At 73.0% G+C, this 25929-nt stretch carries 19 protein-coding genes; 4 read left to right on the top strand and 15 right to left on the bottom strand.

Annotation, left to right across the window (positions count from 1 at the left end):
• Window positions 1–156: 156 nt before the first annotated feature.
• The gene (locus AB0D49_RS19915; RefSeq protein WP_362758844.1) at window positions 157–3366 is read left to right on the top strand and encodes an SCO5717 family growth-regulating ATPase; all 3210 of its coding nucleotides are present in this window, start codon (window positions 157–159) and stop codon (window positions 3364–3366) included.
• A gap of 71 nt (window positions 3367–3437) precedes the next feature.
• On the opposite strand, the gene AB0D49_RS19910 is transcribed toward AB0D49_RS19915, so the two are convergent.
• The 9 genes from AB0D49_RS19910 to rimP all read right to left on the bottom strand — a co-directional run bounded on the left by AB0D49_RS19910 (window position 3438) and on the right by rimP (window position 15880).
• Window positions 3438–4406, bottom strand: a complete 969-nt coding sequence (locus tag AB0D49_RS19910) for a bifunctional riboflavin kinase/FAD synthetase (RefSeq protein ID WP_362758842.1) — start codon at window positions 4404–4406, stop codon at window positions 3438–3440.
• A 221-nt stretch (window positions 4407–4627) separates the two neighbouring features.
• A complete protein-coding gene (locus AB0D49_RS19905) occupies window positions 4628–8389 on the bottom strand; it encodes a trypsin-like peptidase domain-containing protein (protein WP_362758840.1) in 3762 nt (1253 codons plus the stop codon).
• A gap of 257 nt (window positions 8390–8646) precedes the next feature.
• Window positions 8647–9552: a tRNA pseudouridine(55) synthase TruB gene (gene truB, locus AB0D49_RS19900; RefSeq protein WP_362758838.1), complete on the bottom strand. Its 906-nt coding sequence runs from the start codon at window positions 9550–9552 to the stop codon at window positions 8647–8649.
• Window positions 9549–9995: a 30S ribosome-binding factor RbfA gene (gene rbfA / locus AB0D49_RS19895; RefSeq protein ID WP_362758836.1), complete on the bottom strand. Its 447-nt coding sequence runs from the start codon at window positions 9993–9995 to the stop codon at window positions 9549–9551. The genes truB and rbfA overlap by 4 nt, the downstream gene beginning before the upstream one ends.
• A 50-nt stretch (window positions 9996–10045) precedes the next feature.
• On the bottom strand, window positions 10046–10339 hold the full coding sequence (locus AB0D49_RS19890; protein ID WP_362758834.1) for a DUF503 domain-containing protein: 294 nt from the start codon (window positions 10337–10339) through the stop codon (window positions 10046–10048).
• A gap of 313 nt (window positions 10340–10652) precedes the next feature.
• Entirely contained in the window at window positions 10653–13817 is a 3165-nt protein-coding gene (gene infB / locus AB0D49_RS19885) for a translation initiation factor IF-2 (protein WP_362758832.1), read from the bottom strand.
• 165 nt (window positions 13818–13982) lie between these two features.
• The gene (locus tag AB0D49_RS19880) at window positions 13983–14264 is read right to left on the bottom strand and encodes a YlxR family protein (RefSeq protein ID WP_362758830.1); all 282 of its coding nucleotides are present in this window, start codon (window positions 14262–14264) and stop codon (window positions 13983–13985) included.
• Between the two features lie 90 nt (window positions 14265–14354).
• A complete protein-coding gene (gene nusA / locus AB0D49_RS19875) occupies window positions 14355–15365 on the bottom strand; it encodes a transcription termination factor NusA (RefSeq protein ID WP_362758828.1) in 1011 nt (336 codons plus the stop codon).
• A 2-nt stretch (window positions 15366–15367) separates the two neighbouring features.
• Complete coding sequence (gene rimP, locus AB0D49_RS19870; protein WP_362758826.1) at window positions 15368–15880, bottom strand: ribosome maturation factor RimP; 513 nt, start codon at window positions 15878–15880, stop codon at window positions 15368–15370.
• A gap of 322 nt (window positions 15881–16202) precedes the next feature.
• Between rimP and AB0D49_RS19865 the strand changes: the two genes are divergently transcribed.
• The 3 genes from AB0D49_RS19865 to AB0D49_RS19855 are packed head-to-tail and all read left to right on the top strand — an operon-like array spanning window position 16203 to window position 18142.
• Entirely contained in the window at window positions 16203–16739 is a 537-nt protein-coding gene (locus tag AB0D49_RS19865; protein ID WP_362758824.1) for a hypothetical protein, read from the top strand.
• Window positions 16736–17215 (top strand): ferritin-like domain-containing protein, encoded by a 480-nt coding sequence (locus AB0D49_RS19860; RefSeq protein ID WP_362758823.1) that lies wholly within the window; start codon window positions 16736–16738, stop codon window positions 17213–17215. Before AB0D49_RS19865 ends, AB0D49_RS19860 begins: the two co-directional genes overlap by 4 nt.
• Window positions 17216–17242: 27 nt before the next feature.
• Window positions 17243–18142, top strand: coding sequence for an aminoglycoside phosphotransferase family protein (locus tag AB0D49_RS19855; protein ID WP_362758821.1), 900 nt, complete (start codon window positions 17243–17245; stop codon window positions 18140–18142).
• A gap of 41 nt (window positions 18143–18183) precedes the next feature.
• Here AB0D49_RS19855 and AB0D49_RS19850 read toward each other — a convergent pair whose 3' ends face one another.
• The 6 genes from AB0D49_RS19850 to dxr all read right to left on the bottom strand — a co-directional run bounded on the left by AB0D49_RS19850 (window position 18184) and on the right by dxr (window position 25887).
• Complete coding sequence (locus tag AB0D49_RS19850) at window positions 18184–19884, bottom strand: proline--tRNA ligase (RefSeq protein ID WP_362758820.1); 1701 nt, start codon at window positions 19882–19884, stop codon at window positions 18184–18186.
• A gap of 73 nt (window positions 19885–19957) precedes the next feature.
• Window positions 19958–20485, bottom strand: coding sequence for a GNAT family N-acetyltransferase (locus AB0D49_RS19845; protein ID WP_362758818.1), 528 nt, complete (start codon window positions 20483–20485; stop codon window positions 19958–19960).
• Between the two features lie 100 nt (window positions 20486–20585).
• A complete protein-coding gene (locus tag AB0D49_RS19840) occupies window positions 20586–21434 on the bottom strand; it encodes a GNAT family N-acetyltransferase (protein WP_362758816.1) in 849 nt (282 codons plus the stop codon).
• A 532-nt stretch (window positions 21435–21966) separates the two neighbouring features.
• The gene (gene ispG / locus AB0D49_RS19835) at window positions 21967–23124 is read right to left on the bottom strand and encodes a flavodoxin-dependent (E)-4-hydroxy-3-methylbut-2-enyl-diphosphate synthase (RefSeq protein WP_362758814.1); all 1158 of its coding nucleotides are present in this window, start codon (window positions 23122–23124) and stop codon (window positions 21967–21969) included.
• A gap of 196 nt (window positions 23125–23320) precedes the next feature.
• Window positions 23321–24613, bottom strand: a complete 1293-nt coding sequence (locus AB0D49_RS19830; RefSeq protein ID WP_362758913.1) for a site-2 protease family protein — start codon at window positions 24611–24613, stop codon at window positions 23321–23323.
• An 8-nt stretch (window positions 24614–24621) separates the two neighbouring features.
• Window positions 24622–25887, bottom strand: coding sequence for a 1-deoxy-D-xylulose-5-phosphate reductoisomerase (dxr, locus tag AB0D49_RS19825; protein ID WP_362758812.1), 1266 nt, complete (start codon window positions 25885–25887; stop codon window positions 24622–24624).
• Window positions 25888–25929 lie beyond the last annotated feature (42 nt).

The raw sequence follows: 25929 nt of genomic DNA, 5'->3' as shown, positions 1-25929 counted from the left end.
TGGGGTGGGGCAATCGCGAGCACCCCGTCATCGGGTGACGCGCGTTCCGGGAGTGACCCGGGGGGGGACCGCGCGGTGATGCGGACGACGACGGTGGACGACGGCAAGGGTCGCCCCGGCACGATATGAGGGTGCTCGACCACATCAGGAGGAACTGTGAGCAGCGATCGGGACGGGAACCGCGGGGGCTGGGCGTCGCCCGACGATGACCAGCCCGATACGGATGCCTCCGTGGAGATGACGGGCGAGTTCACCATCGACTACGCACCGCCCGCCTGGTACACGCAGAACGCGTCCGGGACGGGTGCGAGTGCGAGTGCGGGTGCGGGTGCGGCTCAGAGTGCTGGTGCTGGTGCTGGTGCCGGTACGGGTGCGGGCGCGGGTCGCCCGGAGGGGGCTTCAGGGGGCGGGGAGACTGGTGCGACCCCGCCCGCGGTGGCACCGGTTCCGCCGGTGGCACCGGTTGCACCAGTTGCGCCGGTTCCGCCGGTCGGCCACACGCCCGGTGCGGGTACGCCGTTCACCGCGCCTCCCCCGCCGTCGGTCGATGTGCCGCGGCTGCCGGAGGGCAGCGGGTTCGAGCCGCAGGCACCGCAGCCGGGTGGGCTGCCGCCCGCCTGGATGTCGACGGCCGACGCGGAGCCGGACAACGGGGATCTGGAGAGCAACGCCACGATGAAATTCTCCGCCGTCGCGCTCAAGCGCGAGATGGCGGAACTGACGGCGGAGGGCGACGCCGGGGCGGCGGGCGGGGGCCGGGGGGAGACCGACACCGAGGCTGGTCCCGACGCCGATTCCGACGCCGACTCCAGCTCCCACGCCGATGCCGGCGCCGCGGCCGAGGCCGAGGCTCGTCCCGACGCCGGGGCGGGAGCTGACGCCGAGACACCTTCCCCCGTGCCAGATGACAGCACCGAAGAGGCCACCCCCGAGGTGGTCGCCGCGCCGACGCCCGAGGAGAGCGACGCGGACGGAGACGCAGACACCGACGGGGACGTCGAAGGCGGTGCGGACGAGACGTCAGCGTCCGACCAGGCGGACGACGGGGACGCGGAGAGCGGCGCGGACTCCACCGGGACGGTCGCTCCCGACGCCGACGCCGATGCCGACGCTGGCGCTGACACCGCGGCCGACGCCCCGACCCCGCCTCCCGTCCCGCAAGTCCCGCCCGTTCCACCGGTCGCGCCCCAGGCGGAGACCCCGGGCTGGACTCCCCCGCCCGCCCCGCCGACCGGCGTACCGCCGCTGCCGCCGTCGTACCAGCCGTCCGCGCCCGTCCCGGCCGCCCAGTGGCCGGTGCAGCCGTACCAGCCGATGCCTCAGGCACCGCCCCAGGCCCAGCCGCAGCCTGGCTACGGATTCCCGCAGCCGCCGACACCTCAGGTCCCGCCAGGCGGTTACGGCTTCCCTCAGCACCCGGCTCAGCCACAACCGCAGCCGCAACCGGGGGTCCCCGCCCCCACCGAGCCCATCGCGCCCCCCGCACACGGCGGTTACGGCTTCCCGCAGCCGCCCCACCAGCCCCCTCACCCGGAGCAGCCGCAGCCGCAGCCCGGCGCGGACCCTCGCACCCAAGGACAGGCACCGGCACCGGCACCGGGCCATGACCCGATCCCCAGCCAGGGTCAGAGCCAGGGCCAACCCCAGCCGCAGCCTCACCCCCACCCCCAACCCCCCATCGACCCCCGCACCGGCGCCGCCTGGCCCCAACCCCTCCAGCACGACCAGCGTCAGCCGACCAACCCCGGCGCGGCGCCCCTCGGTTACACGGCCGCCGTCGAACTGTCCTCGGACCGGCTGCTCAACACCAAGCGGCAGAAGGCGAAGAGCAGCCGCCCGGTCGGCGGCGGCTCACGTTTCAAGCTGGGCGGCAAGAAGGAGGAGGCGGAGCGGCAGCAGAAGCTCCAGCTGATCCGTACACCGGTGCTGTCCTGCTACCGCATCGCCGTGATCAGCCTGAAGGGCGGCGTCGGCAAGACCACGACGACCACCGCACTGGGCTCCACGCTCGCCACCGAGCGGCAGGACAAGATCCTGGCGATCGACGCCAACCCGGACGCGGGCACGCTCGGCCGCCGGGTGCGGCGCGAGACCGGGGCGACCATCCGGGACCTGGTGCAGGCGATCCCGTACCTCAACTCGTACATGGATATCCGGCGGTTCACCTCGCAGGCCCCCTCGGGGCTGGAGATCATCGCCAATGACGTGGACCCGGCCGTCTCGACGACCTTCAACGACGAGGACTACCGGCGTGCGATCGACATCCTCGGCAACCAGTACCCGATCATCCTGACCGACTCCGGCACGGGACTGCTGTACAGCGCCATGCGCGGGGTGCTGGACCTGGCCGACCAGCTCATCATCATCTCCACCCCGTCCGTGGACGGGGCGTCCAGCGCGAGTACGACGCTGGACTGGCTGTCGGCGCACGGGTACCAGGATCTGGTGTCCCGTTCCCTCACGGTCATCTCCGGGGTCCGGGAGACCGGCAAGATGATCAAGGTCGAGGACATCGTGGCGCACTTCGAGACCCGCTGCCGCGGAGTGGTCGTGGTGCCCTTCGACGAACATCTCGCCGCCGGTGCCGAGGTCGACCTCGACATGATGCGGCCCAAGGTGCGCGAGGCGTACTTCAACCTCGCGGCGCTGGTCGCGGAGGACTTCGTACGGCACCAGCAGATGCACGGGCTGTGGACGAACGACGGCAACCCGCCGCCGGTGGCCGCACCACCGATGCCGGGCCAGCCGATGCCGGGACCTGGCCAGCCGATGCCGGGCCAGCAGGCATACCCCGGGCAGCAGGGACAGCAAGGACACCCGGGGCAGCCGGGGTACCCGGGTCAGCCGATGCCGGGTCCCGCGTTTCCCGGCCAGCCCTACGCGGCGCAGGGCCAACCCGGCCAGCCCTACGCGGCCCAGCCCTACTCCGGGCAGCCGTACCCAGGTCAGCCCCACCCCGGCCAGGCGTACCCCGGCCAGGCGTTCCCGGGCCAGCCCCAGCCGCAGCCCCCCGTCCCCGCCCAGCCCCAGCCCCCGGCCCAGGGCGCCCCCGCCGCCTTCGTCCAGCCCGGACACCCCGAACACCCCGGACACCCCGGTCAGCCCGGACACCCCGGCCAGCCCCCCGCACACCCCACACCCCCCGCTTCCGCCGCCTACGGCTACCCCGCCCAGCCGCCGCAGGCATACCCGCAGCCCCCGGCCCAGCCCTACGGCTACCCGCAGCATCCCGGCAGCCAGCCGCCCCAGCCGCCCCAGCCGGAAATCCCGGAGCAGCAGGGCCAGCCGACCCCGAGCCCGACACCGCCCTCGACCCCGCCCGAGGCACAGCCCCCTCACCCGCCCCAGCAACCGCCCCAGCAGTAACCGGACACACAAAAGGGCGGCCGATGCTCACCAGCACCGGCCGCCCTTCCGCATACGACACCCACCCGCCGTCACTCCACGGCCGCCGCCTCCGCCTCCGCGTCGGCCACCAGCTCCCGGCACTTCTTCACATCCACCGCCATCTGCTCCAGCAGCCCGTCCAGCGACTCGAACCTCGCCTGGCCGCGGACGAACGCCAGGAAGTCGACGGCGACATGCAGCCCGTACAGATCGAGCCCGACCCGGTCGATGGCGTACGCCTCCACCGTGCGCTCGGTCCCGTCGAACTGCGGGTTCGTGCCCACCGAGATCGCGGCCGGCATCGCCTCGCCCTGGGCGTGCAGCCACCCCGCGTACACCCCGTCGGCCGGGATCGCGGTGTGCGGCAGGGTCTCCAGGTTGGCCGTCGGATACCCCAGCTCGCGTCCGCGCTGGGCGCCGCGCACGACCACGCCCTCGACCCGGTGGGGGCGCCCGAGGATCTCGGCCGCGCCCGCCACATCGCCCGAGGCGACCAGTCCCCGGGTCAGGGTGGAGGAGAACGGCTGTCCGCCGCCCGCCTCCCCCGACAGATACAGCTCGACGACCTCGACCTCGAAGTCGTACACCTCGCCCTGCGCGGCGAGGAACTCCACATTGCCCTTGGCCTTGTGGCCGAAGCGGAAGTTGGGGCCCTCGACGACCGCCTTGGCGTGCAGTTTGTCGACCAGGACCTTCACGATGAAGTCGGCGGGCGACAGCTTCGAGAACTCGGCGGTGAAGGGGAGGATCAGCAGCGCGTCGACGCCCAGTTCGGCCACCAGTTCGGCGCGGCGGTGGTGCGGGGCGAGCAGCGGCGGATGGCTGCCGGGGCGCACGACCTCGCTGGGGTGCGGGTCGAAGGTGACGACGACGGACGGGACGCCCAGCTTGCGGGCGCGCTCCACGGCGTGCCGGATGATCAGCTGGTGGCCGCGGTGCACTCCGTCGTAGGAGCCGATGGTGACGACGCTGCGCCCCCAGTCCTGGGGGATGTCCTCCAAGCCACGCCAGCGTTGCACTGTGACCGCTCCTCGAACCCGTGTCTGCGTTAACGGACGCTTCTTATGCAGGTCTAAGGGTGCCATGCCCGATGGCCCCGCCCCGCATCGGCGTCCACGCTGTGACCGGGCGCACGCCCGCCCAGGCCGCTGTCCGCGCCCCACACGGCCCGGCACCCCGACCCGGCCCGCCCCGCCAGCCGCTATCCGCGCCCCGCCCCGCGCGGCACCCCGCCCCGTCCTCAGGCCGGTACCCGCACCCCCGCCAGGCTGCCGATCATCCGGCGGGTACTCGGCCCCACCATCGCCGCCCACTCCCCCGGCGCCTCGGTCAGCCAGCCCGCGACCTGCGCGGCGAAGCCGGGCACATGACGGCCGAGGTCCACCAGCCCCCGGTCGAAGCAGGCCGCGCCCTCCGGCGTCCGTACCAGCAGCACCCCGATCCGCCGCACCATCCGCGCCAGCTCCCGATCCGCCGATCGATCCATAGGCCGATCCATAGGCCGGTCCATAGGCCGGTCCATAGGCCGGTCCCCCGGCCGATCCGTAGGCCGGTCCATAGGCCGGCCCCCCGGCTGACCCATAGGCCGATCCATAGGCCGGCCCCCCGGCTGACCCATAGGCCGATCCATAGGCCGGTCCCCCGGCGCAGCCCCCTCCCCCGCCCCCTCCCCCGCTCCCTCCCAACCCCCCTCCCAAGCCCCTTCCCGGGACGCCTCCCGAGCCCCTTCCCCCGCCCCCTCCCACCCCGCCACCACCCCCCGCAGCAGCGCGTCCAACACCCCCGGCTCCCGCTCCCGAGCCAGCAGCAGTTCCCGCAGCTCGCCCCGCAGGGATCGGCCCGAGGCGAGCCCTCCGCCGCCCAGAACCCCCGCCAGCGCCCCCCGAGCCCGCTCGCAGCCGCCCTCCAGCAACTCGGTGACCAGCGGAAACACCACCGTACGGCCCTGTTCCGGCTCCTCCAGGCCACGGTCCACCCACTGGGCGACCGCCCCGGCGCACTCCGGTCGCCGCTCCACCGTCTCGCCGACCAGGACGGCGACCCGGCGGGCGAGCGGGGCGGGCGTGGCGTCGAGCAGTGTGCGCAGGGCGTCCCCCGCGCCCCGGTCCAGGGCGAGCGCACCGCCGCCGCCGGACGCCAGCCGGGTCCGGAACGCCTCCAGGACGGGTTCCGGATGGGTGTTCAGGGCCGCCAGCAGGGCGTGCGCGGGCAGCCGCGGGTCGCCCGCGCCGAACCGGGCGAGGGCCTTCGGCAGATGCCGGGCGCGGCTGCGCGGGTCGCGGACCAGGATGCCCAGCGCGGCGCCGTGCAGCGGGGCGTCGGCGGGCCCGGCGAGCACACACAGCGCGGCATAGCGGAGCAGATCGCGGTCGGCGTCGGTGCGGGCGTACGGCCCGGTGTGCAGTCCGTACACCATGGCCGTCTCATGGCGGGCCGGGCGCTGGTCGTGGGCCCAGCGGTCCACGGCCCGGCAGATCGCGGACGGCTCCTCCTCGGCGAGGACGGCGAGGAGTTCACCGGCGCGCGGATGCTCGTGCTCGGCGAGGGCCTCGGTGAGATCGTCGAGGGCGCGCCGCCGGTGGGTGTGCAGCAGGGCCTGCGCGGCGGTCGCCACGGTGGCGTGCGGGGTCGCGGGCAGCGCCCGCTCGTCGTCGAACCACCGGATCAGCAGCGGCTGTACGGCGCCGGGGTCGGCGGCGAGCAGCGCGGCAACGGCGTCCAGGAAGCGCGGCCCGTCGCTCTCCTCGGGCGCCGGGTCGGCGAGCACCAGCCGCCGCAGCAGGTCCAGCCGTTCGGGCTCGGGCACGGCGAGCCCGCTCCAGAGGCCAGGGCCGAGTTCCGCCGGGACGGGCCGTCCGTAGCCGCGCCAGAGCACGATCCGGTCGGCGAGCAGCCGCAGCACGGGGACGTACGGGGTGGCGTCGGGGACCTGGCGGAGCACCTCGCCGAGCAGCCGGACCGCCCACCAGGAGTCGGGTTCGGCGTCCAGCGCGCCCACTAGCTCCTCCAGTTTCAGGGCGAGTTGGTAGGTGCCCTGCTGGCGGGCGAGGAGCAGCAGGGACTGGACGACGGGTCCGATGCGATGGTGGGGCACGGGGAACGGGTTGGGTTCGACGGCCTGTTCGCGGCGGCGGTGGACGAGGGCGCGCAGGGCCTCGTCCAGGTCGAGGTGCATACCCTGGATCCAGTCGGCCAGCTCCTCGTGGGCGAAGCGGTATCCGGCTCCGGCGGGGACGAGGAGCCCTTCGGCGAGGACGGCGGAGGCCCAGCCGGTGGCGGCGCCGAGCCGCCGGGGCGCGGGCCCCCAGGGGAACACCGCCTCGAAGGTGACCCGGTCCAGCTCGCCCTGTCCGGGGCCGAGGCTGCCCCGCGCGGCCTCGTGGACCTGTCCGGCGACCCGGGTCGCGAGCCGTCGTACCGCCCGGCCCGCGACCCCGTTCTCGGCGGCGATCCGGACGGCGATCCGCAGACACATCAGGTCGAGGTGGGCGGCGAGCACGTCGTAGCGGTCGAGGGAGCGGGGCTCGGGCGCGTCGGGCAGCGCGGCCCGCACCTCGGAGAGCAGCCGCAGGGTGAGGGGATGGCGGGCGTCGGCGGGGGTGAGGGCGCCCTCGGGGATGCCGTAGCGCTGCCGGGCCTCGCGGGCCTCGGGTGGGGTGAGGTCGCCGAGCGGGACGAGGGCGGGCAGTTCCACGGCGGCGCCGCGCGGGTCGTAGTCGGCGCCGAGTTCATAGCCGACGCCCGCGGCGATGCCGACGGCGAAGCCCTCGCCCGCCTTCTCCCAGTACTCGGCGCGGCAGCCGACGACCATCCGGGCGCCGCTCTCGCGCAGCCAGCGGGCGGTGTTCTCGGTCCACTCGCCGAGCCGGTGGGCGAGGACCGGCGGCATCTCCTCGGGCCCGTCGAGCAGGATCAGCAGCGGGCGCCCGGCAGCGCGGGCCAGCCGGGCGAGCCGGGCCGGGGCCAGGTCCCCGAGCTGTTCGGGGAGTTCGGGGCGGGAGGCGGCGACGATCCGGGCGGCGCGGGCCAGCGCCCGGTCGGCGGCGTCGGCGACCGAGCCGTCCCAGTTCTGGAGGTCGGCGCCGCGCAGCCAGAGCGTCGGCGCGGGCGCGCGTCCGCTGCCACGCCGGGCGGCGAGCGCGGCCAACTCCGTCGTACGGCCGCTGCCGGGCGGGCCGACGAGGGCGAGGACATCGGCGCCGCCGTCGGTGAACGCGGCGAACTCGGCGGCGACGGCGGCCCGTTCGACGGGGACGACGGTGGGGCGCCCGGCGAGGGTGTCGGCGGGGGCGTCGGAGCCGACGGAGGTCGCGGTGAGTTCCAGGACTCCGGCGAGATTGAGGTCGGCGCCGTAAGCGGGGACCGTGGCGGCGTTGCGGGCCAGGAGTTCGGCGAGCGGGCCGTCGGCGGCCGGGCGCAGTGGCACGGCGAAGCCGCTGTCCCGCAGCCCGGAGCGCAGGGCGGTGCCGACGACGCCGATCACCGTGCCGGTGGCGATGTCGAGGACCGGGCCGCCGGCCGCTCCGCCGCCGAGCCGCAGGGCGTCCCGCCCGGCCGTGCCGATGGCCAGTTCCAGGGCGTCGTCCATGAGGTGGAAGCGGTCGGTGGCGGTGTAGGTGACCTCGGCGGTGCCGAGCACCCGGGCCTCGCGCCAGCAGCCGGCGGCCAGCCGCACATAGGTGCCGGACCCGATCCGGTCGCGGACCCCGACCGGCAGCGGGTCGACGCCGAGCCCGTCGGTCCTCACGAGGGCCAGGTCGCGGCCGGGCAGGAGGGTGATGTCGTCGGCGGTGACCGTGCAGGCGCGGTCACCGGCGGCCCGCAGCACCAGGCGGCGCAGTCCGTCGACGGCCTCATGGCTGGTGATCAGGGTGCCGTGGTGATCGGCGAGGAAGCCGAGGCCCCGGGGGCGTCCGGCGAGATCGTGGAGATGGACGAGGGCGGGCCCCTCCGCCGCGCCGATGGCTTCCCCGGGTTGGGAACGACCGGCCCGTTCCGCCATGGTCGAACCTCCCCGCCCGCGACGTACCTGTGTACGACGGTAGGCGTGCGGTGATCAGGGGAACACACCGTGTGGCGAACGCGCCCCCTTCCACTCCTGCGGTTCACTCCAAGCGCCTGCCTGAACGGGTGAACAGAACGCGTCGGATGGATAACCCTAGGGGTGGGGGAACCGAGGGGGGACCGTGGAGCGGCGGACAGGCACGACCCCGTGGCCGCCGCTCCACGGACGGATCTCGGGCCCCCTGTCCCCGGGGCTCAGCCGAACACGGCCAGGCTCTTCGCCTTGCCCTTCTGGTCCTCCACCAGCGCGAGCAGCCGCGCGTCCGGTCCGAACACGGCGACGGCACCGGAGCCCGCGTACTCCTCGGGCAGCTCCAGCCGGACCCCGTTGGCCAGCAGCCGGGCGCGGCGCGCGTCGACGTCCCAGCGGGGGAACGCGGCGGCGGCGGCCTCGGCGAGCGGCATCACGGTCAGCTCCTGCTGGAGCTGGTCCAGGGTGCGCGCGGCATCCAGCTTGTAGGGGCCGACCCGGGTCCGGCGCAGCGCGGTCAGATGGCCGCCGACGCCCAGCCCGGCGCCCAGGTCGCGGGCGAGGGCGCGGATGTAGGTGCCGGAGGAGCAGACGACGGAGACGACCAGGTCGAGCACGGGGGTGCCGTCCTCGGCGACGGCCTCCCGGACGTCGTACACGCCGAAGGAGGAGACGGTGACGGGGCGGGCGGGGATCTCGAAGTCCTCGCCGTCGCGGGCCCGCTTGTAGGACCGCACCCCGTTGATCTTGATGGCGCTGACCTTGGACGGCACCTGCATGATCGGTCCGGTGAGCGCGGCGACCCCGGCGTCCACGGCGTCGCGGGTGACCTTCGAGGCGTCGGCCGCCTTCGTGATCTCGCCCTCGGCGTCGTCGGTGACGGTGGTCTGGCCCAGGCGGATCGTGCCCAGGTACTCCTTCTCGGTCAGCGCGAGGTGGCCGAGGAGCTTGGTGGCGCGCTCGATGCCGAGGACGAGGACGCCCGTGGCCATCGGGTCGAGCGTGCCGGCGTGGCCGACGCGGCGGGTACGGGCGATGCCGCGCATCTTGGCGACCACGTCGTGCGAGGTGAAGCCCGACGGCTTGTCGACGATGACCAGGCCGTCGGGCGGGGTGGGCTGCTGCGTCATTCGGCGGCGTCGTCCTCGTCGTCACCGGGCTTCTTGTACGGGTCGGCGTCTCCGGCGTAGGTGGCGCCGGAGGACGCCTCACGCACCTTCTGGTCGGACTGGCGGGCCTTGTCGAGGAGGTCCTCGATGGTCCGCGCGTTGTCCGGCAGGGCGTCGGCGACGAAGGCCAGGGTGGGTGTGAACTTCACCCCGGCCGCCTTGCCGACCTCGGAGCGCAGGATGCCCTTGGCGCTCTCCAGACCGGCCGCGGCGGCGGCACGCTCCTCGTCGTCGCCGTACACGGTGTAGAAGACGGTCGCCTCCCTGAGGTCACCCGTGACGCGGGTGTCCGTGATGGTGACGTGCGAGCCGAGTCGCGGGTCCTTGATCCCGCGCTGGAGCTTCTGGGCCACCACCTCTCGGATGAGGTCCGCCAGCCTCTTGGCGCGCGCGTTGTCGGCCACTGGTCCGTCTCCTTACGTGCTTTCTTCTTCGTGTTTCAGTGTGCGCCGCTTCAGTCGTCGTCGCTGTGCAGTCTGCGTCGGACCGAGAGCAGTTCCACCTCGGGCCGCGCCGCGACGAGCCGCTCGCAGCGGTCGAGTACGTCGGTGAGGTGTCCCGGGTCGCCGGAGACCACCGCGAGTCCGATCTCGGCCCTGCGGTGCAGGTCCTGGAGACCGGTCTCGGCCGCGCTGACCGCGTACTTGCGTTGCAGCTCGGCGACGATGGGGCGGACCAGGGAGCGTTTCTCCTTCAGCGAGTGGACGTCGCCGAGGAGCAGGTCGAAGGACAAGGTCCCCACGTACATGTGTAGCCGGTTCACCCGCCGGGTCGGGATCGGTGTCCGGAAACGGTATCTCGGGGTTGCCGGTGGGTTCGACCAGGTTTTCGCCGTGGCCTGCGGCCCGGCTCCCGCATGGCGCCGTGGGTGTCTGAGGTTGTTGTGCGCGTGCGGGTTCGTCGTGGCTGGTCGCGCAGTTCCTCCCCCAGAGGGGGTACCCCCAGCGCCCCCAAGAAGCCGGGGCTGCCCCCGGCGTCGGCCACAATGGCGCCCCCGCTCACCACACGGGACTGGCCGACGGGACTCGGGAGTCCCGTCGGCCAGGTGGTGCTGCGGGGTGTTACACCCGCGGCTTCTCGCGCATCTCGTACGTCGCGATGACGTCGTCGATCTTGATGTCGTTGAAGTTTCCGAGGTTGATACCGCCCTCGAAGCCTTCGCGGATCTCGGTGACGTCGTCCTTGAAGCGGCGCAGGCCCTCGATGTTGAGGTTCTCCGCGATGACCTTGCCGTCGCGGATGAGTCGGGCCTTGGTGTTGCGCTTGACCTCGCCGGAGCGGATGAGGACACCCGCGATGTTGCCGAGCTTGGAGGAGCGGAAGACCTCGCGGATCTCCGCCGTACCCAGCTCGACCTCTTCGAACTCCGGCTTGAGCATGCCCTTGAGGGCCGCCTCGATCTCCTCGATCGCCTGGTAGATGACCGAGTAGTAGCGGACGTCCACGCCCTCGCGCTCGGCCATCTGCGCGGCACGGCCGGCCGCGCGGACGTTGAAGCCGATGACGATGGCGTCGGAGCCCATCGCGAGGTCGATGTCCGACTCCGTGACCGCACCGACACCGCGGTGCAGGACGCGGATGTCGACCTCTTCGCCGACGTCCAGCTGGAGCAGGGAGGATTCCAGCGCCTCGACCGATCCGGACGCGTCGCCCTTGATGATCAGGTTGAGCTGCTGGACCTCGCCCGCCTTGAGGACCTTGTCGAGGTCCTCCAGCGAGACCCGGCGGGTGCGCTTGGCGAAGGCCGCGTTGCGCTCGCGGGCGGCCCGCTTCTCGGCGATCTGGCGGGCCGTACGGTCCTCCTCGACCACCAGGAAGTTGTCACCGGCGCCCGGGACGTTGGTCAGGCCGAGGACCTGGACCGGCGTCGAGGGACCGGCCTCGGCGACGTTGTTGCCGTTGTCGTCGAGCATGGCGCGGACCCGGCCGTAGGCGTCGCCCACGACCATGGTGTCGCCGACCCGCAGGGTGCCTCGCTGGACGAGGACCGTGGAGACGGCACCGCGTCCGCGGTCGAGCCGGGACTCGATCGCGATGCCCTGCGCGTCCTGGCTGGGGTTGGCCCGCAGGTCGAGCGAGGCGTCCGCGGTGAGGACCACGGCCTCCAGCAGGGAGTCGATGTTCAGCCCCTGCTTGGCGGAGATGTCGACGAACATGGTGTCGCCGCCGTACTCCTCGGCCACCAGCCCGAACTCGGTGAGCTGGCCGCGCACCTTGGTCGGGTCGGCGCCCTCGACGTCGATCTTGTTGACCGCGACGACGATCGGGACGTCGGCCGCCTTGGCGTGGTTGAGCGCCTCGACCGTCTGCGGCATGACGCCGTCGTTGGCCGCGACCACCAGGATCGCGATGTCGGTCGACTTCGCACCACGGGCACGCATGGCGGTGAACGCCTCGTGACCCGGGGTGTCGATGAAGGTGATCCGGCGCTCTTCCTCGTTGACCTCGGTCGTGACCTGGTAGGCACCGATGTGCTGGGTGATGCCGCCGGCCTCGCCCGCGATGACGTTGGTCTTGCGGATGGCGTCGAGCAGCCGGGTCTTTCCGTGGTCGACGTGGCCCATGACGGTGACGACCGGCGGACGGACCACGAGGTCCTCCTCGCCGCCCTCGTCCTCGCCGAACTCGATGTCGAAGGACTCCAGCAGCTCGCGGTCCTCCTCCTCGGGGCTGACGATCTGAACCGTGTAGTTCATCTCGCTCGCGAGGAGTTCCAGCGTCTCGTCGGAGACGGACTGGGTGGCCGTGACCATCTCGCCCAGGTTCATCATGACCGCGACGAGGGACGCCGGGTTGGCGTTGATCTTCTCGGCGAAGTCGGTGAGCGACGCGCCGCGGGAGAGCCGGATCGACTCGCCGTTGCCGCGCGGCAGCATCACGCCGCCGACGCTCGGGGCCTGCATGGCCTCGTACTCCTGGCGCCGCTGCCGCTTCGACTTGCGGCCACGCCGGGCCGGACCGCCGGGACGGCCGAAGGCGCCCTGCGTGCCACCGCGGCCACCGGGACCGCCGGGACGGCCGCCGAAGCCGGGACGGCCACCGCCGCCACCGCCACCGGGACCACCGGGACGACCGGCGAAACCACCGCCGCCGCCACCGCCACCGGGACCACCAGGACGACCGGCGAAGCCGCCGCCACCGCCGCCGGGACGGGCGAACCCGCCGCCGCCACCGGGACGACCGCCGCCGCCACCACCGGGACCACGGCCGCCGCCGCCAGGACCACGGCCACCGGGGCCACCGCCACCGGGGCGGGGACCGGCAGCGGGACGCTGCGGCATCATGCCGGGGTTGGGCCGGGGACCGGCGGGACCGCCACCGGGACGCGGACCGCCGCCCTGCGGACGCGGCATCGAGCCGGGGCTCGGCCGGTTGCCGCCGGGGGCCTGGGGACGCGGACCGCCGCCGCCCTGGGCGCCGGGCGCCTGGGGACGGGGGCCGCCGCCCGCGGGACCGCCGGGGCCGCCGGGACGCGCGCCCTGGGGACGCGGCGACTGCGGACGGGCCATTCCGGCGTTGCCACCGGAGGTGAAGGGGTTGTTGCCCGGACGGGGACCCGAGGGACGGGCACCGCCGGGACGCTGGCCCTGGCCACCGGGGCGCGGGGCGCCCTGACCGGGACGCTGCTGGCCCTGGCCCTGACCCTGACCCTGCCCGGGACCGGACGGGCGACCGCCCGGACGGGGGGCGCCGGGACGCGGACCCGCGTTGGGCCGGGGCGCGGCCGGGGCCGGGGTGGGCGCCGGCGGAGCGGTGAACTCCGGGGCGGCCGGAGCCGGACGCGGCGCGGGCCGGGGGCCCGGGGTGGGACGCGAACCCTGGGCCGCCGGCGAGGAAGCCGGGGCTGCGGGTGCCGCGGGTGCTGCGGGGGCGGCCGGGGCGGAGGCCGCCGGGGCCGCGGGCTGCGCGGGGGCCGGGCGCGGGGCGCCGGGCTTCGGGGCAGTGGGACGGTCCCCTGCGGGCCTGGCCGCGGGGGAGGTGCCCCCACCCTGCGCCGGGGACGGCGCGGCGGGACGGGGGGCGGGCTTCCTGGGGGCGGGCTTGGCGGCGGACCTGCCATTGCCACTGCCCTGCTGGAAGGCGTCGGTCAGCTTGCGTACTACGGGCGCTTCGATCGTCGAAGACGCCGAACGGACGAATTCACCGAGTTCCTGGAGCTTGGCCATGACGACCTTGCTCTCGACACCGAACTCCTTGGCGAGTTCGTAGACCCGGACCTTAGCCACTTCGCTCCTCTGAGGTCCGGGTTGCGTCCGGACCGTCGCTAGTTCATGGGCGTACTCATCGCGTACTCATCGAGTGCTCATCGCAATCTCGACCTGCTTTCGACTCGCGAGGTACCTGACCGTGCGGGGAATCCGCACGGGCATGTCTTTCTACCGTGTTGCCTGCTAGCAACTCTGTGACTGCTGCACGTACCCGCGCAACGCCTTTACGTCGAGCGGACCCGGGACACGCAGCGCCCTCGGGAACGCCCGGCGGCGTACCGCCTGGTCCAGACAGACCTGGGCGGGGTGTACATAGGCACCCCGGCCGGGCAGCGTACCGCTTGGGTCGGGGGCACATGCGCCCTCCACCTCCACGATCCGCAGCAGTTCGATCTTGGCCGCTCGCTGCCTGCATCCCACACAGGTGCGCTCAGGGCGTGCGGTGGCGTGCGTCCGGCCAGACACTGCCTAGTCTACCTCCCCGCACCGACCCCACCCCTTCGGGGCAGCAATCGAACGCGTGTTGTCGTGATCCAACCCACACTCGGCGTGGATCTATTCCCCACTCCCGGGTGAGCCCTGTTCGGCGGCCTGTTCGGTGTCCGGACGGATGTCGATCCGCCAGCCGGTCAGACGGGCGGCCAGCCGGGCGTTCTGGCCCTCCTTGCCGATCGCCAGCGACAGCTGGTAGTCGGGCACGGTCACCCGCGCGGAGCGGGCGGCGAGGTCCACCACGTCGACCTTGGACACCCGGGCCGGGGACAGCGCGTTGGCCACCATCTCCGCCGGGTCGTCGGACCAGTCCACGATGTCGATCTTCTCGCCGTTCAACTCGCCCATCACATTGCGCACCCGGCCGCCCATCGGGCCGATGCAGGCGCCCTTGGCGTTCAGCCCGGAACGGGTGGAGCGGACGGCGATCTTGGTGCGGTGACCGGCCTCGCGGGCGATGGCGGCGATCTCGACGGACCCGTCGGCGATCTCCGGCACCTCCAGGGCGAACAGCTTCTTCACCAGATTGGGGTGGGTGCGCGAGAGGGTGACGGACGGGCCGCGCACCCCCTTGGCCACCCGGACGACATACGACCGCAGCCGCAGACCGTGCGAATAGGTCTCGCCGGGGACCTGCTCCTGCACCGGCAGGATGGCCTCCAGCTTGCCGATGTCCACCAGCACGTTCTTCGGGTCGCGGCCCTGCTGGACCACGCCGGTGACGATGTCGCCCTCGCGGCCCGCGTACTCCCCGAGCGTGGCGTCGTCCTCGGCGTCGCGCAGCCGCTGGAGGATGACCTGCTTGGCGGTGGTCGCGGCGATCCGGCCGAAGTCGGAGGGGGTGTCGTCGAACTCGCGCGGCTCCTGGCCCTCCTCCAGGTCCTCCGGGTCCTCCTTCGCCCACACGGTGACATGGCCGGTCTCCCGGTCCAGCACCACGCGGGCGTGGCGGCGGCTGCCGTCGGTGCGGTGGTAGGCGATGAGGAGGGCCGCCTCGATCGCCTCGACCAGCAGGTCGAAGGAGATCTCCTTCTCCCGTACCAAGCCCCGCAGGGCGCTCATGTCGATGTCCACGGCTACGCCTCCTCTTCCGTTTCCGTCATGTCCTTGGTGTCCTTGCGGCCGAACTCGACCTGGACGCGCGCCTTGTCGATCTCCGTGAAGCGGAGCCTGCGCGCACTGGGCTTGCGTCCCTTGACCCCGGGCACCTCGGTGTCGAGGCCGTCCTCGTCCACGGCGAGGACGCGCGCCACGACCTCTGTGTCCCCGGCGAGCTGGAATCTGACCAGCCGGCCGGTGGCGCGCACGTAGTGGCGCGGCTCGGAGAGGGGGCGCTCGGCGCCGGGGGTACCGACCTCCAGGGTGTACTCGCCGTCGCCCATGGCGTCGGTCTCGTCCAGCTTCGCCGAGAGCGCGCGGCTCACATCGGCGACCTGGTCGAGGTCCGCGCCGGTGTCGGAGTCGACGACGACCCGCAGCACACGCTTGCGGCCGACCGAGTCCACGGCGATCTCTTCGAGATCGAGTCCCTGGGAGGTGACGAGCGGCTCCAGCAGCTCTCGCAGCCGCTCGCTCTGGGTGGTGCTCATCCGGGTGACTCCTCGGCCGCGTGTGCTGTTGTGGGAAGGTCGCGTGTCTGGTCAAAGGGTATCCGGTCGGGGGACGTGTTGCCGTCCACCCGGGTGGGGGCGGACGGGGGCGCGCGGGGGCGGGCCGCGGTGGTGCCGCTGACGGCTCCGGAGCGCGGGCGCGGGTACGGTGATCACGGGCGGGCCGTCCGATCCGACCACCCGTTCGTTTCCCACCCCTTCCGGAACAGACCACTCCGTTTCCCTTTCTCACTCTTTCTCTCGCCTTCTCTCGCCTTCTCTCCCTTCTCTCCCTCCTACGAGATCGCCGAGGACGTCTGCCGTGTCGTTGTCCCTGTCGTCGCGGGCCCCCTCCGGGCCGCGCAGAAGAACCCTGCTCGTGTCGGCCGCGGGCACCCTGCTGCTGACGGGCTGCTCCGGCGACGGTGACGGCGACGGCGGCACCGGGGACGCCCCGGCCGCCGCCGACCGGGCTCGCGCGCGGGCGGCCCGGGAGAGCCTGGCCCTCGCCGGGCGCTACGACGCCGTCATCGCCGCGCATCCGCCGCTCGCCGGGCGGCTGGGTCCGCTGCGGGCGGAGGTCGTCCAGCACGCGCGGGCGTTCGGCGGCGCACCGGCGCCGAGCGGATCGCCCTCCACCGCCCCGGTCCCGGCCGACCAGAGGGCCGCGCTGACCGCGCTGGCGGCGGCGGAGCGGACACTGGCCGACCGGCGGACGCGGGAGCTGCTGGACCTGCCCGGCGAGCTGGCCCGGCTGCTGGCCTCGGTGGCGGCGGCCGGCGCGGCCCACGCGTTCGTACTGGGGGAAGGACTGGCGGAAGCGGTAGTAGAGGAAGTAGAGGAAGGGGACGGCGGATGAGTGACGACACGGCGAAGGCGGCCGAGGAGGGCGCGCTGACCGCCCTCCAGGCGGCTCTGTCGGCCGAACACGCGGCCGTGTACGGGTACGGGGTCGTCGGCGCCCGGATCGACGCGGCCAGGCGTACGGAGGCCAGGGCGGCCTACGACGCCCACCGTGCCCGGCGGGACGCGCTGGCCCGGGAGGTGCACGACCGGGGCGGCAAGCCGGTGGCCGCGGCGGCGGGGTACGCGCTGCCGTTCACGGTGCCGGACTCCCCGGCGGCGCTGCGGCTGGCGGCGGAGCTGGAGGACCGGGTGGCCGGGGTGTACTCCGACCTGGTGCGGGCCGCGGAGGGCGGTCTGCGGGCCACGGCGGCCGAGGGGCTGCGCGAGGCGGCGGTGCGGGCGGTGAGCTGGCGGGGCGGCAGCGTAGCCTTCCCTGGTCTCGCCGAGCGGGCCGAGGCCGCCTCGGCGTCACCCGCGCCCTCGGCGTGAGAGGTACGGGAAGGGAACGACTCACGTATGGCATTCGCACCGCCGGGGCGACTGATCAGGGCGCTGGGCGAGACGGCACCGCAGGGTGACGACTGGCTGGCGAAGCTGCCGGAGACCGCCCAGGAGGCCGTCGAGCTGCGCGAGTTGGGCGTGGAGCGGGTCCAGGTGCCGGGCGGGCGCAGCAGCCTGGTGGTGCTGGTGCGGTACGCCGACGGCTTCCCCGCCGTACTGAAGCTGGCCCCGCCGCGGGCCCGGCCGGAAGGCGAGCGGGCGGCGCTGGCGCACTGGGCCGGGCGGGGTGCCGTGCTGCCGCTGCCGGACTCGGTGCGGGACGGGGCGCTGCTGCTGGAGCGGCTGCATCAGGATGTCTCGCTGCGGTCGCTGCCGGAGGCGAAGGCGCTGCTGGAGGCGGCGGGTGTGCTGCGCAGGCTGTGGGTGGAGCCGCCGCCCGGGGTGACCTTCGAGACGGTCGGTGAGCGCACCGGGCGGCAGGCGGCGGCGATGCGGGCCAGCGCCGACGCGGACGCCGGGCTGGTGCCGTTGGTGGACGCGGCGCTGGACGCCCGGACCGGGCTGCTGGCGGAGCCGCCCGAGCGGCGGCTGCTGCACGGCACGTTCCGGCAGAGCAAGGTGCTGTCGGGCGAGCGGACGCCGTGGCTGGCGGTGGGTCCTGACCCGGTGGTCGGCGAGTGCGCGTTCGATCTGGCGCGGCTGGTGCGGGACCGGGTGGAGGATCTGATCGCCAGCCCGTCCGGGGCGGCGACGACCCGCCGCCGGATCAAGCGGCTCGCGGAGTCCCTGGAGGTCGACCAGGACCGGCTGCGCGGCTGGACCCTGTTCCGTACGGTGGAGTCGGGCGTACGGGCGCTGCGGGTGGGCCGTCCCGGGGACGCGGAACTGCTGCTGGAGTTCGCGGGCTGGCTGTAGCGGATCACCCCGCCCGGGGCTGCTCCCGGGCGGGGGGCCGGTCAGCGGGTCAGGAGCGCGACGGCTTCGGCGACCGGGAGTTCCTCGCGTTCGCCGGTGCGGCGGTCCTTGAGTTCGACGACGCCCTCGGCGGAGCGGCGGCCCGCGACCAGGATCTTGGGCACACCGATCAGTTCGGAGTCGGTGAACTTGACGCCCGGGGAGACGCCCGCGCGGTCGTCGACCAGGACCCGGACGCCCGCCTCGGCCAGCTTTCCGGCGATGTCCAGGGCCAGTTCGGTCTGGAGGGCCTTGCCCGCGGCGACCACGTGGACATCGGCCGGGGCGACCTCGGCGGGCCAGCACAGGCCCTTGTCGTCGGCGGTCTGCTCGGCGAGGGCGGCGACCGCGCGGGAGACGCCGATGCCGTAGGAGCCCATGGTCACGCGGACCGGCTTGCCGGTCTGGCCGAGGACGTCGAGCTTGAGGGCGTCGGCGTACTTGCGGCCGAGCTGGAAGATGTGGCCGATCTCGATGGCGCGGTCGAGGGTGAGGCCGGTGCCGCAGTTGGGGCACGGGTCGCCGTCCTGGACGACCACGACGTCGACGTACGTGTCGACCTCGAAGTCGCGGCCCGCGACGACGTTCTTGGCGTGGACGTGCTCCTGGTTGGCGCCGGTGATCCAGGCCGTGCCGGGGGCGATCCGGGGGTCGGCGAGGTACGTCACCTTCGCCAGGCCCTGCGGTCCGACATAGCCGCGGACCAGGTCGGGGCGGCCGGTGAAGTCCTCGGCGGTGACCAGTTCGACCTGGGCGGGGGCGAAGTGCGCCTCGACCTTGCCGAGGTCCACCTCGCGGTCGCCGGGCACGCCCACGGCGACGATCTCGCCGTCCACCTTGACCAGCAGGTTCTTCAGGGTGGCGGAGGCAGGGACGCCCAGGGAGGCGGCCAGGGTCTCGATGGTCGGGGTGTCGGGGGTGTCGATGTTCTCGGCGGGCGGGACGGCCGAGCCGTCCACCGGCTTCAGCTCGTAGGTGATCGCCTCGGTGTTCGCGGCGAAGGAGCAGTTCGGGCAGTCCGCGAAGGTGTCCTCGCCGGCCTCGGCGGGAGCGAGGAACTCCTCCGACTTCGAACCGCCCATCGCGCCCGCGGTCGCCGCGCAGATCCGGTAGTCGAGACCCAGCCGCTCGAACACCTTCTGGTAGGCGACCCGGTGCAGCCCGTAGGACTCCGTCAGTCCCTCGTCGGTGAGGTCGAAGGAGTACGAGTCCTTCATCAGGAACTCACGGCCGCGCAGGATGCCCGCCCGGGGACGGGCCTCGTCCCGGAACTTGGTCTGGATCTGGTACAGGATCACCGGCAGATCCTTGTACGAGGTCGCCTGGTCCTTCACCAGCAGGGTGAAGATCTCCTCATGGGTGGGGCCGAGGAGGTAGTCGCCGCCGCGGCGGTCCTTGAGGCGGAACAGTTCGGCGCCGTACTCGTCCCAGCGGCCCGTCGCCTCGTACGGCTCGCGCGGGAGGAGGGCGGGGAGCAGGACCTCCTGGGCGCCGATCGCGTCCATCTCCTCGCGGACGATCCGCTCGACGTTGGCCAGCACCTTCTTGCCGAGCGGCAGCCAGGACCAGACACCGGCGGCGGTGCGGCGGACGTATCCGGCGCGGACCAGGAGCTTGTGGCTGAGGACTTCGGCGTCCGCCGGGTCGTCGCGCAGCGTCTTCGCCAACAACTGGGACATGCGCTGGACCGGTGCGTTCGCCATGGTTCTCGTACTCCTGCCGGATAAGGGTGGTGGCATGGAGGTTAGCCGGGGGGTGCGGGGCGGTGGAAATCCGTCACCGCGGCAGGGGCAGCGGGGCGCCCATGACGGCGTAGGGCTTGGGGGCGCTGGGGAAGTGGACCCGGCGGGCCAGGTCGACATAGCCGAGGGAGTGGTACAGGCCGCGGGCCGGGCTGTCGGTGTCGATGGCGGAGAGGATCGACTGGGTCTCGGCGGCGGTGTCGGTGATGGTGGTGATCAGGGCGCGGCCGATGCCGTGGTTCTGGTGGGCCGGGTGGACGTGCAGCTCGGTGATCACGAAGGAGCCGTCCAGCCAGCCGGTGTTGTCCTGGGCGCGCAGATAGGGCTCGACGACGGTGGACCACCAGTGGGCGCGGTCGTTGGGCATCCCGTACACGAATCCGGCGAGGGCGCCGCCGACGGTGGCGCCGAAGGCGCGGGCGCCGGGGTAGGTCATGTGGCGCAGCACGATCTGGCGGCGGACCGCGACTTCCTCGGGGCTCAGTCCGAAGGCCAGGGCCTGGACGGCGAGCGCCTCGTCCACGTGGGCGGACATGTCCAAGGGGCCGATGACGGGGTCCATGGCGGGAGCGTACAGGGGGGCGTGTGGTGGGGGTGAGGCCCGGTTCGCGCGGTGGGGGCGGCCGGTGGGGGCGGGGTCCTCGGAACAGGACGCTCCTGGATCAGAACAGGACGCTCATGAACGCGCCGACTTCCCTGAAGCCGACCCGGGCGTAGGCGCGGCGGGCGGCGGTGTTGTAGTCGTTGACATAGAGGCTGACCACGGGGGCCACGTCCGACAGGGCGTACTGGAGGACCGCCGCCATGCCGGGGGCGGCGACTCCCCGGCCGCGGTACTCGGGGGCCACCCACACGCCCTGGATCTGGCAGGCGCGGTCGGTGGCGGCGCCGATCTCCGCCTTGAAGACGACCCGGCCGCTCTCGTCGATCCGGGCGAAGGAGCGGCCCGCGCCGACGAGTTCGGCGACCCGTGCCTGGTAGAGCAGCCCGCCGTCACCGGCCAGCGGGGAGACGCCGACCTCCTCGGTGAACATGGCCACGCAGGCCGGCATGATCGTCTCCATCTCGTCCTTGCGGACCCGGCGGACGTACGGGTCCGGGGCGATGTCGGCGGGCATGTGGTCGGTGACCATGAGGGGCTGGTGGGCGCGGACCTCGCGGGGCGGGCCCCAGTGGGGTTCGAGCAGCCGCCACAGGGCGGCGGTGGGTCCGGCGGGGCCGACGATCGAGGAGCAGCGGCGGCCCGCCCGGCGGGCCCGGTCGGCGAAGGCGCGGACTGCGCGGGGGGTGGCGCAGAGGGGGACGAGGTTGGCGCCCGCGTAGCACAGGGACGTCAGCATGCCGTCCTCGTACCAGCCCCACATCTCGCCGCCCAGGCGCCACGGGTCCAGACCGGCGATCTGGACCCGGGACGTGACGAAGGCGTTGGCGACGGGCTCGCGGTGCAGGATCGCGAGCGCGGCGTCCAGGTCGCTCGGTTCGAGGACCCGGGAGGTGGTCTGGGTCAACACGTGCGGGGCCTCACGGTGGGGTTTGCCGATCTCCGCACTGTACCTGCGGTGGCTGAGCAGTGCCGACCCTTGGTGGGGGTGGGGGGTTGTCGGCGGGTGCGGGTGCGTCGTGGTTGATCGCGCAGTTCCCCGCGCCCCTGGGGGGGGTGGGTATGGCCGGGGGTTTCAAGGGGTCCGGCAGGGTGCTGGGGAGTGGGTGCGGGTGCGTCGTGGCTGATCGCGCAGTTCCCCGCGCCCCTGGGGGGGGTGGGTATGGCCGGGGAATCCAGGGAGCCGGCAGGGTGCTGGGGGGTGGGTGCGGGTGCGTCGTGGCTGATCGCGCAGTTCCCCGCGCCCCTGGGGGGTGGGTATGGCCGGGGAATCCAGGGGGCCGGCAGGGTGCTGGGGGGTGGGTGCGGGTGTGTCGTGGTTGATCGCGCAGTTCCCCGCGCCCCCAGGCATGCCCGGACCTCCCGGGGTTTTCAGGGCTTCCCGGGGTTTTCAGGGGGAGGACCGGGGGGCGTGTCCGGGGGGTGGGGATCGTGGGTGGGGGTCAGCCTGCTACTGAGACTGTGGGCTCGCCGGATTCCGTGCCTGACTGCTCCATCTGTTCGGCCAGTTTCATGGCCTCCTCGATGAGGGTTTCCACGATCTTGGACTCCGGGACCGTCTTGATGACCTCGCCCTTGACGAAGATCTGGCCCTTGCCGTTGCCGGAGGCGACGCCGAGGTCGGCCTCGCGGGCCTCGCCGGGGCCGTTGACGACACAGCCCATGACGGCGACGCGGAGCGGGACGTCCATGCCGGTCAGACCGGCGGTGACCTCTTCGGCGAGCTTGTAGACGTCGACCTGGGCGCGTCCGCAGGACGGGCAGGAGACGATCTCCAGGCCGCGCTGCTTGAGGTTGAGGGACTCCAGGATCTGGTTGCCGACCTTGACCTCTTCCACCGGCGGGGCCGACAGGGAGACTCGGATGGTGTCGCCGATGCCCTGGGAGAGCAGGGCGCCGAAGGCGACGGCGGACTTGATGGTGCCCTGGAAGGCGGGTCCGGCTTCGGTGACGCCGAGGTGGAGGGGGTAGTCGCACTGGGCGGCGAGCTGCCGGTACGCCTCGACCATGACCACCGGGTCGTTGTGCTTGACCGAGATCTTGATGTCCCGGAAGTCGTGCTCCTCGAAGAGGGACGCCTCCCAGAGGGCGGATTCGACCAGGGCCTCGGGGGTGGCCTTGCCGTACTTCTGGAGGAGGCGGCGGTCCAGGGAGCCCGCGTTCACGCCGATGCGGATGGGCGTGCCGTGGTCGTTGGCGGCGCGCGCGATCTCGCGCACCTTGTCGTCGAACTGCTTGATGTTGCCCGGGTTGACCCGGACCGCCGCGCAGCCCGCCTCGATCGCGGCGAACACGTACTTCGGCTGGAAGTGGATGTCCGCGATCACCGGGATCTGCGACTTGCGGGCGATCGTGGCCAGCGCGTCCGCGTCGTCCTGGGTCGGACACGCGACCCGGACGATCTGGCAGCCGGACGCGGTCAGCTCGGCGATCTGCTGGAGCGTGGCACCGATGTCCGACGTACGGGTCGTCGTCATGGACTGCACGGAGACCGGGGCGTCGCCGCCGACGGGCACCGATCCGACCTGGATCTGGCGGCTCACGCGGCGCTCGGCGATCTTGAGCGGTACGGACGGCATGCCGAGAGAAATCGCAGTCATCTGCTGTGCAACCCCATGTCGTGGATCAAGGTGCGGCCCCGAGAAGCGGCGGGCTCCGGGCTTCGACATTACGGCACCGTGCCCTGCCCCAGCACATCCCGGCGCTAAACCCGCTCATGGGAGGGCAGCCGGACACCCGTACGCATCCGACCGCCCTCCCCCAAGGGGTTTGGCCACGAGATTCCGGTGGGTCCGGCTAGGAGATTCTGACCGGGTTGACCACGTCCGCGATGAGGACCAGGACCGTGAAGCAGATGAAGATCCCGGCCACCACATAGGCCACCGGCATCAGCTTCGCCACATCGAACGGACCGGGGTCCGGGCGGCGCAGCACCTTGGCCACATTGCGGCGCAGCGACTCCCACAGGGCGCCCGCGATGTGCCCGCCGTCGAGGGGGAGCAGCGGGAGCATGTTGAACAGGAACAGGGAGAGGTTGAAGCCCGCGACCAGCATCAGGGCCATGGCGAGCTGCTGGGTGGGCGGGATGTCCAGGGTGAAGATCTCGCCGCCGACGCGGGCCGCGCCGACCACGCCCATCGGGGAGTCCGGCTCGCGCGGGCCGTCGCCGAAGGCGGCGTCCCACAGGGCCGGGATCTTGGACGGGAGGGCGGCGAGGGAGTCGACGGCGTCCCCGACGCGGTCGCCCATCCAGGTCACCGACGAGCCGAGGTCCTGGCGCACGATGCCGGTGGCGGCGCTGAAGCCGAGGAATCCGGCGCTGACGTACTCGCCCGGGACGATCTGGCCGCCGGAGTCCTTCTTGGCGACCTGGTTGGTGGCGATGGTGGCGTGCAGCGTGACGTCCTGGCCGTCGCGGTCGACGACGATCGGGACCTCCTTGCCGGGGTTGGCGCGGATCAGGTCCGACAGCTCGTTCCAGTCGTCGGTGCGGACGCCGGCGAAGGAGACGATCTTGTCGCCCGCCTTCAGTCCGGCGGCGGCGGCCGGGGCGGTCGCGTCACCGCTGCGGCAGGTGTCGCGGTTCTCGCTCTGCGCGATGACGCACTGGGAGACCGTGGAGACGGTGGTGGTCTGCTGGGAGATGCCGAAGCCCATCAGGACGGTGAGGAACAGCGCCACCGCCAGGATCAGGTTCATGAAGGGGCCCGCGAACATCACGATGACCCGCTTCCACGGCTTGCGCGTGTAGAAGAGGCGGGTCTCGTCGCCCGGCTTCAGCTCCTCGAAGGCGGCCGAGCGGGCGTCCTCGATCATGCCGCGCCACGGGGAGGTGGAGCGGGCCTCGATCCGGCCGTCCGGACCGGGCGGGAACATGCCGATCATGCGGATGTAGCCGCCGAGCGGGATGGCCTTGATGCCGTACTCGGTCTCGCCCCGGTGGCGGGAGAAGATCGTCGGGCCGAAGCCGACCATGTACTGCGGCACCCGGATGCCGAAGAGCTTGGCCGTGGACAGATGCCCCAGCTCGTGCCAGGCGATCGAGATCAGCAGGCCGACCGCGAACACGACTATGCCGAGGATCATCATCAGGGTCGTCATGCACGGGCCTCCGCGGTGGCTTTCAGTGCCGTCAGTTCCCGGGCCCGAGCGCGTGCCCAGGTCTCCGCTTCGAGGACGTCCGACACGGTCAGCGAAGTTCCCGGCACCGGGGTGCCGTGTTCCTCGACGACCCGGGTGACGGTGTCCATGATGCCGTTGAAGGGCAGCGCGCCCTGGCGGAACGCCTCGACGCACTCCTCGTTGGCGGCATTGAACACCGCCGGGGCGGTGCCCGCGAGCGTACCGACGTGCCGGGCGAGGTCCACGGAGGGGAACGCCTCGGTGTCCAGCGGGTGGAACTCCCAGGTGGACGCCTTGCTCCAGTCGAAGGCGGGGGCCGCGTCCGGGACCCGTTCGGGCCAGCCGAGGCCGATGGCGATCGGGCCGCGCATGTCGGGGGGCGTCGCCTGGGCGAGGGTGGACCCGTCGGTGAACTCGACCATGGAGTGGACGTACGACTGCGGGTGCACGACCACCTCGATGCGGTCGAACGGGATGTCGTACAGCAGATGCGCCTCGATGACCTCCAGGCCCTTGTTGACCAGGGTCGCGGAGTTGATGGTGATCACCGGTCCCATGGCCCAGGTGGGGTGGGCGAGGGCGTCGGCGACGGTGACGTCGGCCAGCTCGGCGCGGGTCCGGCCGCGGAACGGGCCGCCGGAGGCGGTCACCACCAGCTTGCGGACGTCGGCGCGGGTGCCGGCGGCGAGCGCCTGGAAGAGGGCCGCGTGCTCGGAGTCCACCGGGATGATCTGGCCGGGCCGGGCCAGCGCCTTGACCAGCGGGCCGCCGACGATGAGCGACTCCTTGTTGGCGAGCGCGAGGGTACGGCCCGCCTTCAGGGCGGCGAGGGTCGGGGCGAGTCCGATGGAGCCGGTGATGCCGTTCAGTACGGTGTGGCAGTCGGAGGCGGCCAGCTCGGTGGCCGCGTCGGGCCCGGCGAGGATCTCGGGCTGCGGCTGGCCGGGGCCGTAGCGGGCGCTGAGCGCGGCGCGCAGCGCGGGTACGGCGTCCGGGAGGGCGACCGCGACGGTCCGGGCGCCGACCTGGTGGGCCTGCTCGGCGAGCAGGTCGGCGCGGGTGCCGTTGGCGGAGAGCGCGGTGACCTGGAAGCGGTCGGGGTTGCGCCGTACGAGATCGATGGCCTGGGTGCCGATCGAGCCGGTGGAGCCGAGGATCGCCACGTCCTTGGGGCCGGTTCCCGCGACGGGGTCGTAGACGAGGTGCGGGTCGGCGAGGGGGCGGGCTGGACTGTCGCTCATCCCCCCATTCTTGCCGCATCGGCGGCTCGCCCGGACAGGGTG

Origin of the sequence: Streptomyces sp. NPDC048290 (assembly GCF_040652095.1) — a bacterium.
Classification (GTDB): domain Bacteria; phylum Actinomycetota; class Actinomycetes; order Streptomycetales; family Streptomycetaceae; genus Streptomyces.
This window is presented reverse-complemented; position numbering and strand designations above follow the sequence as displayed.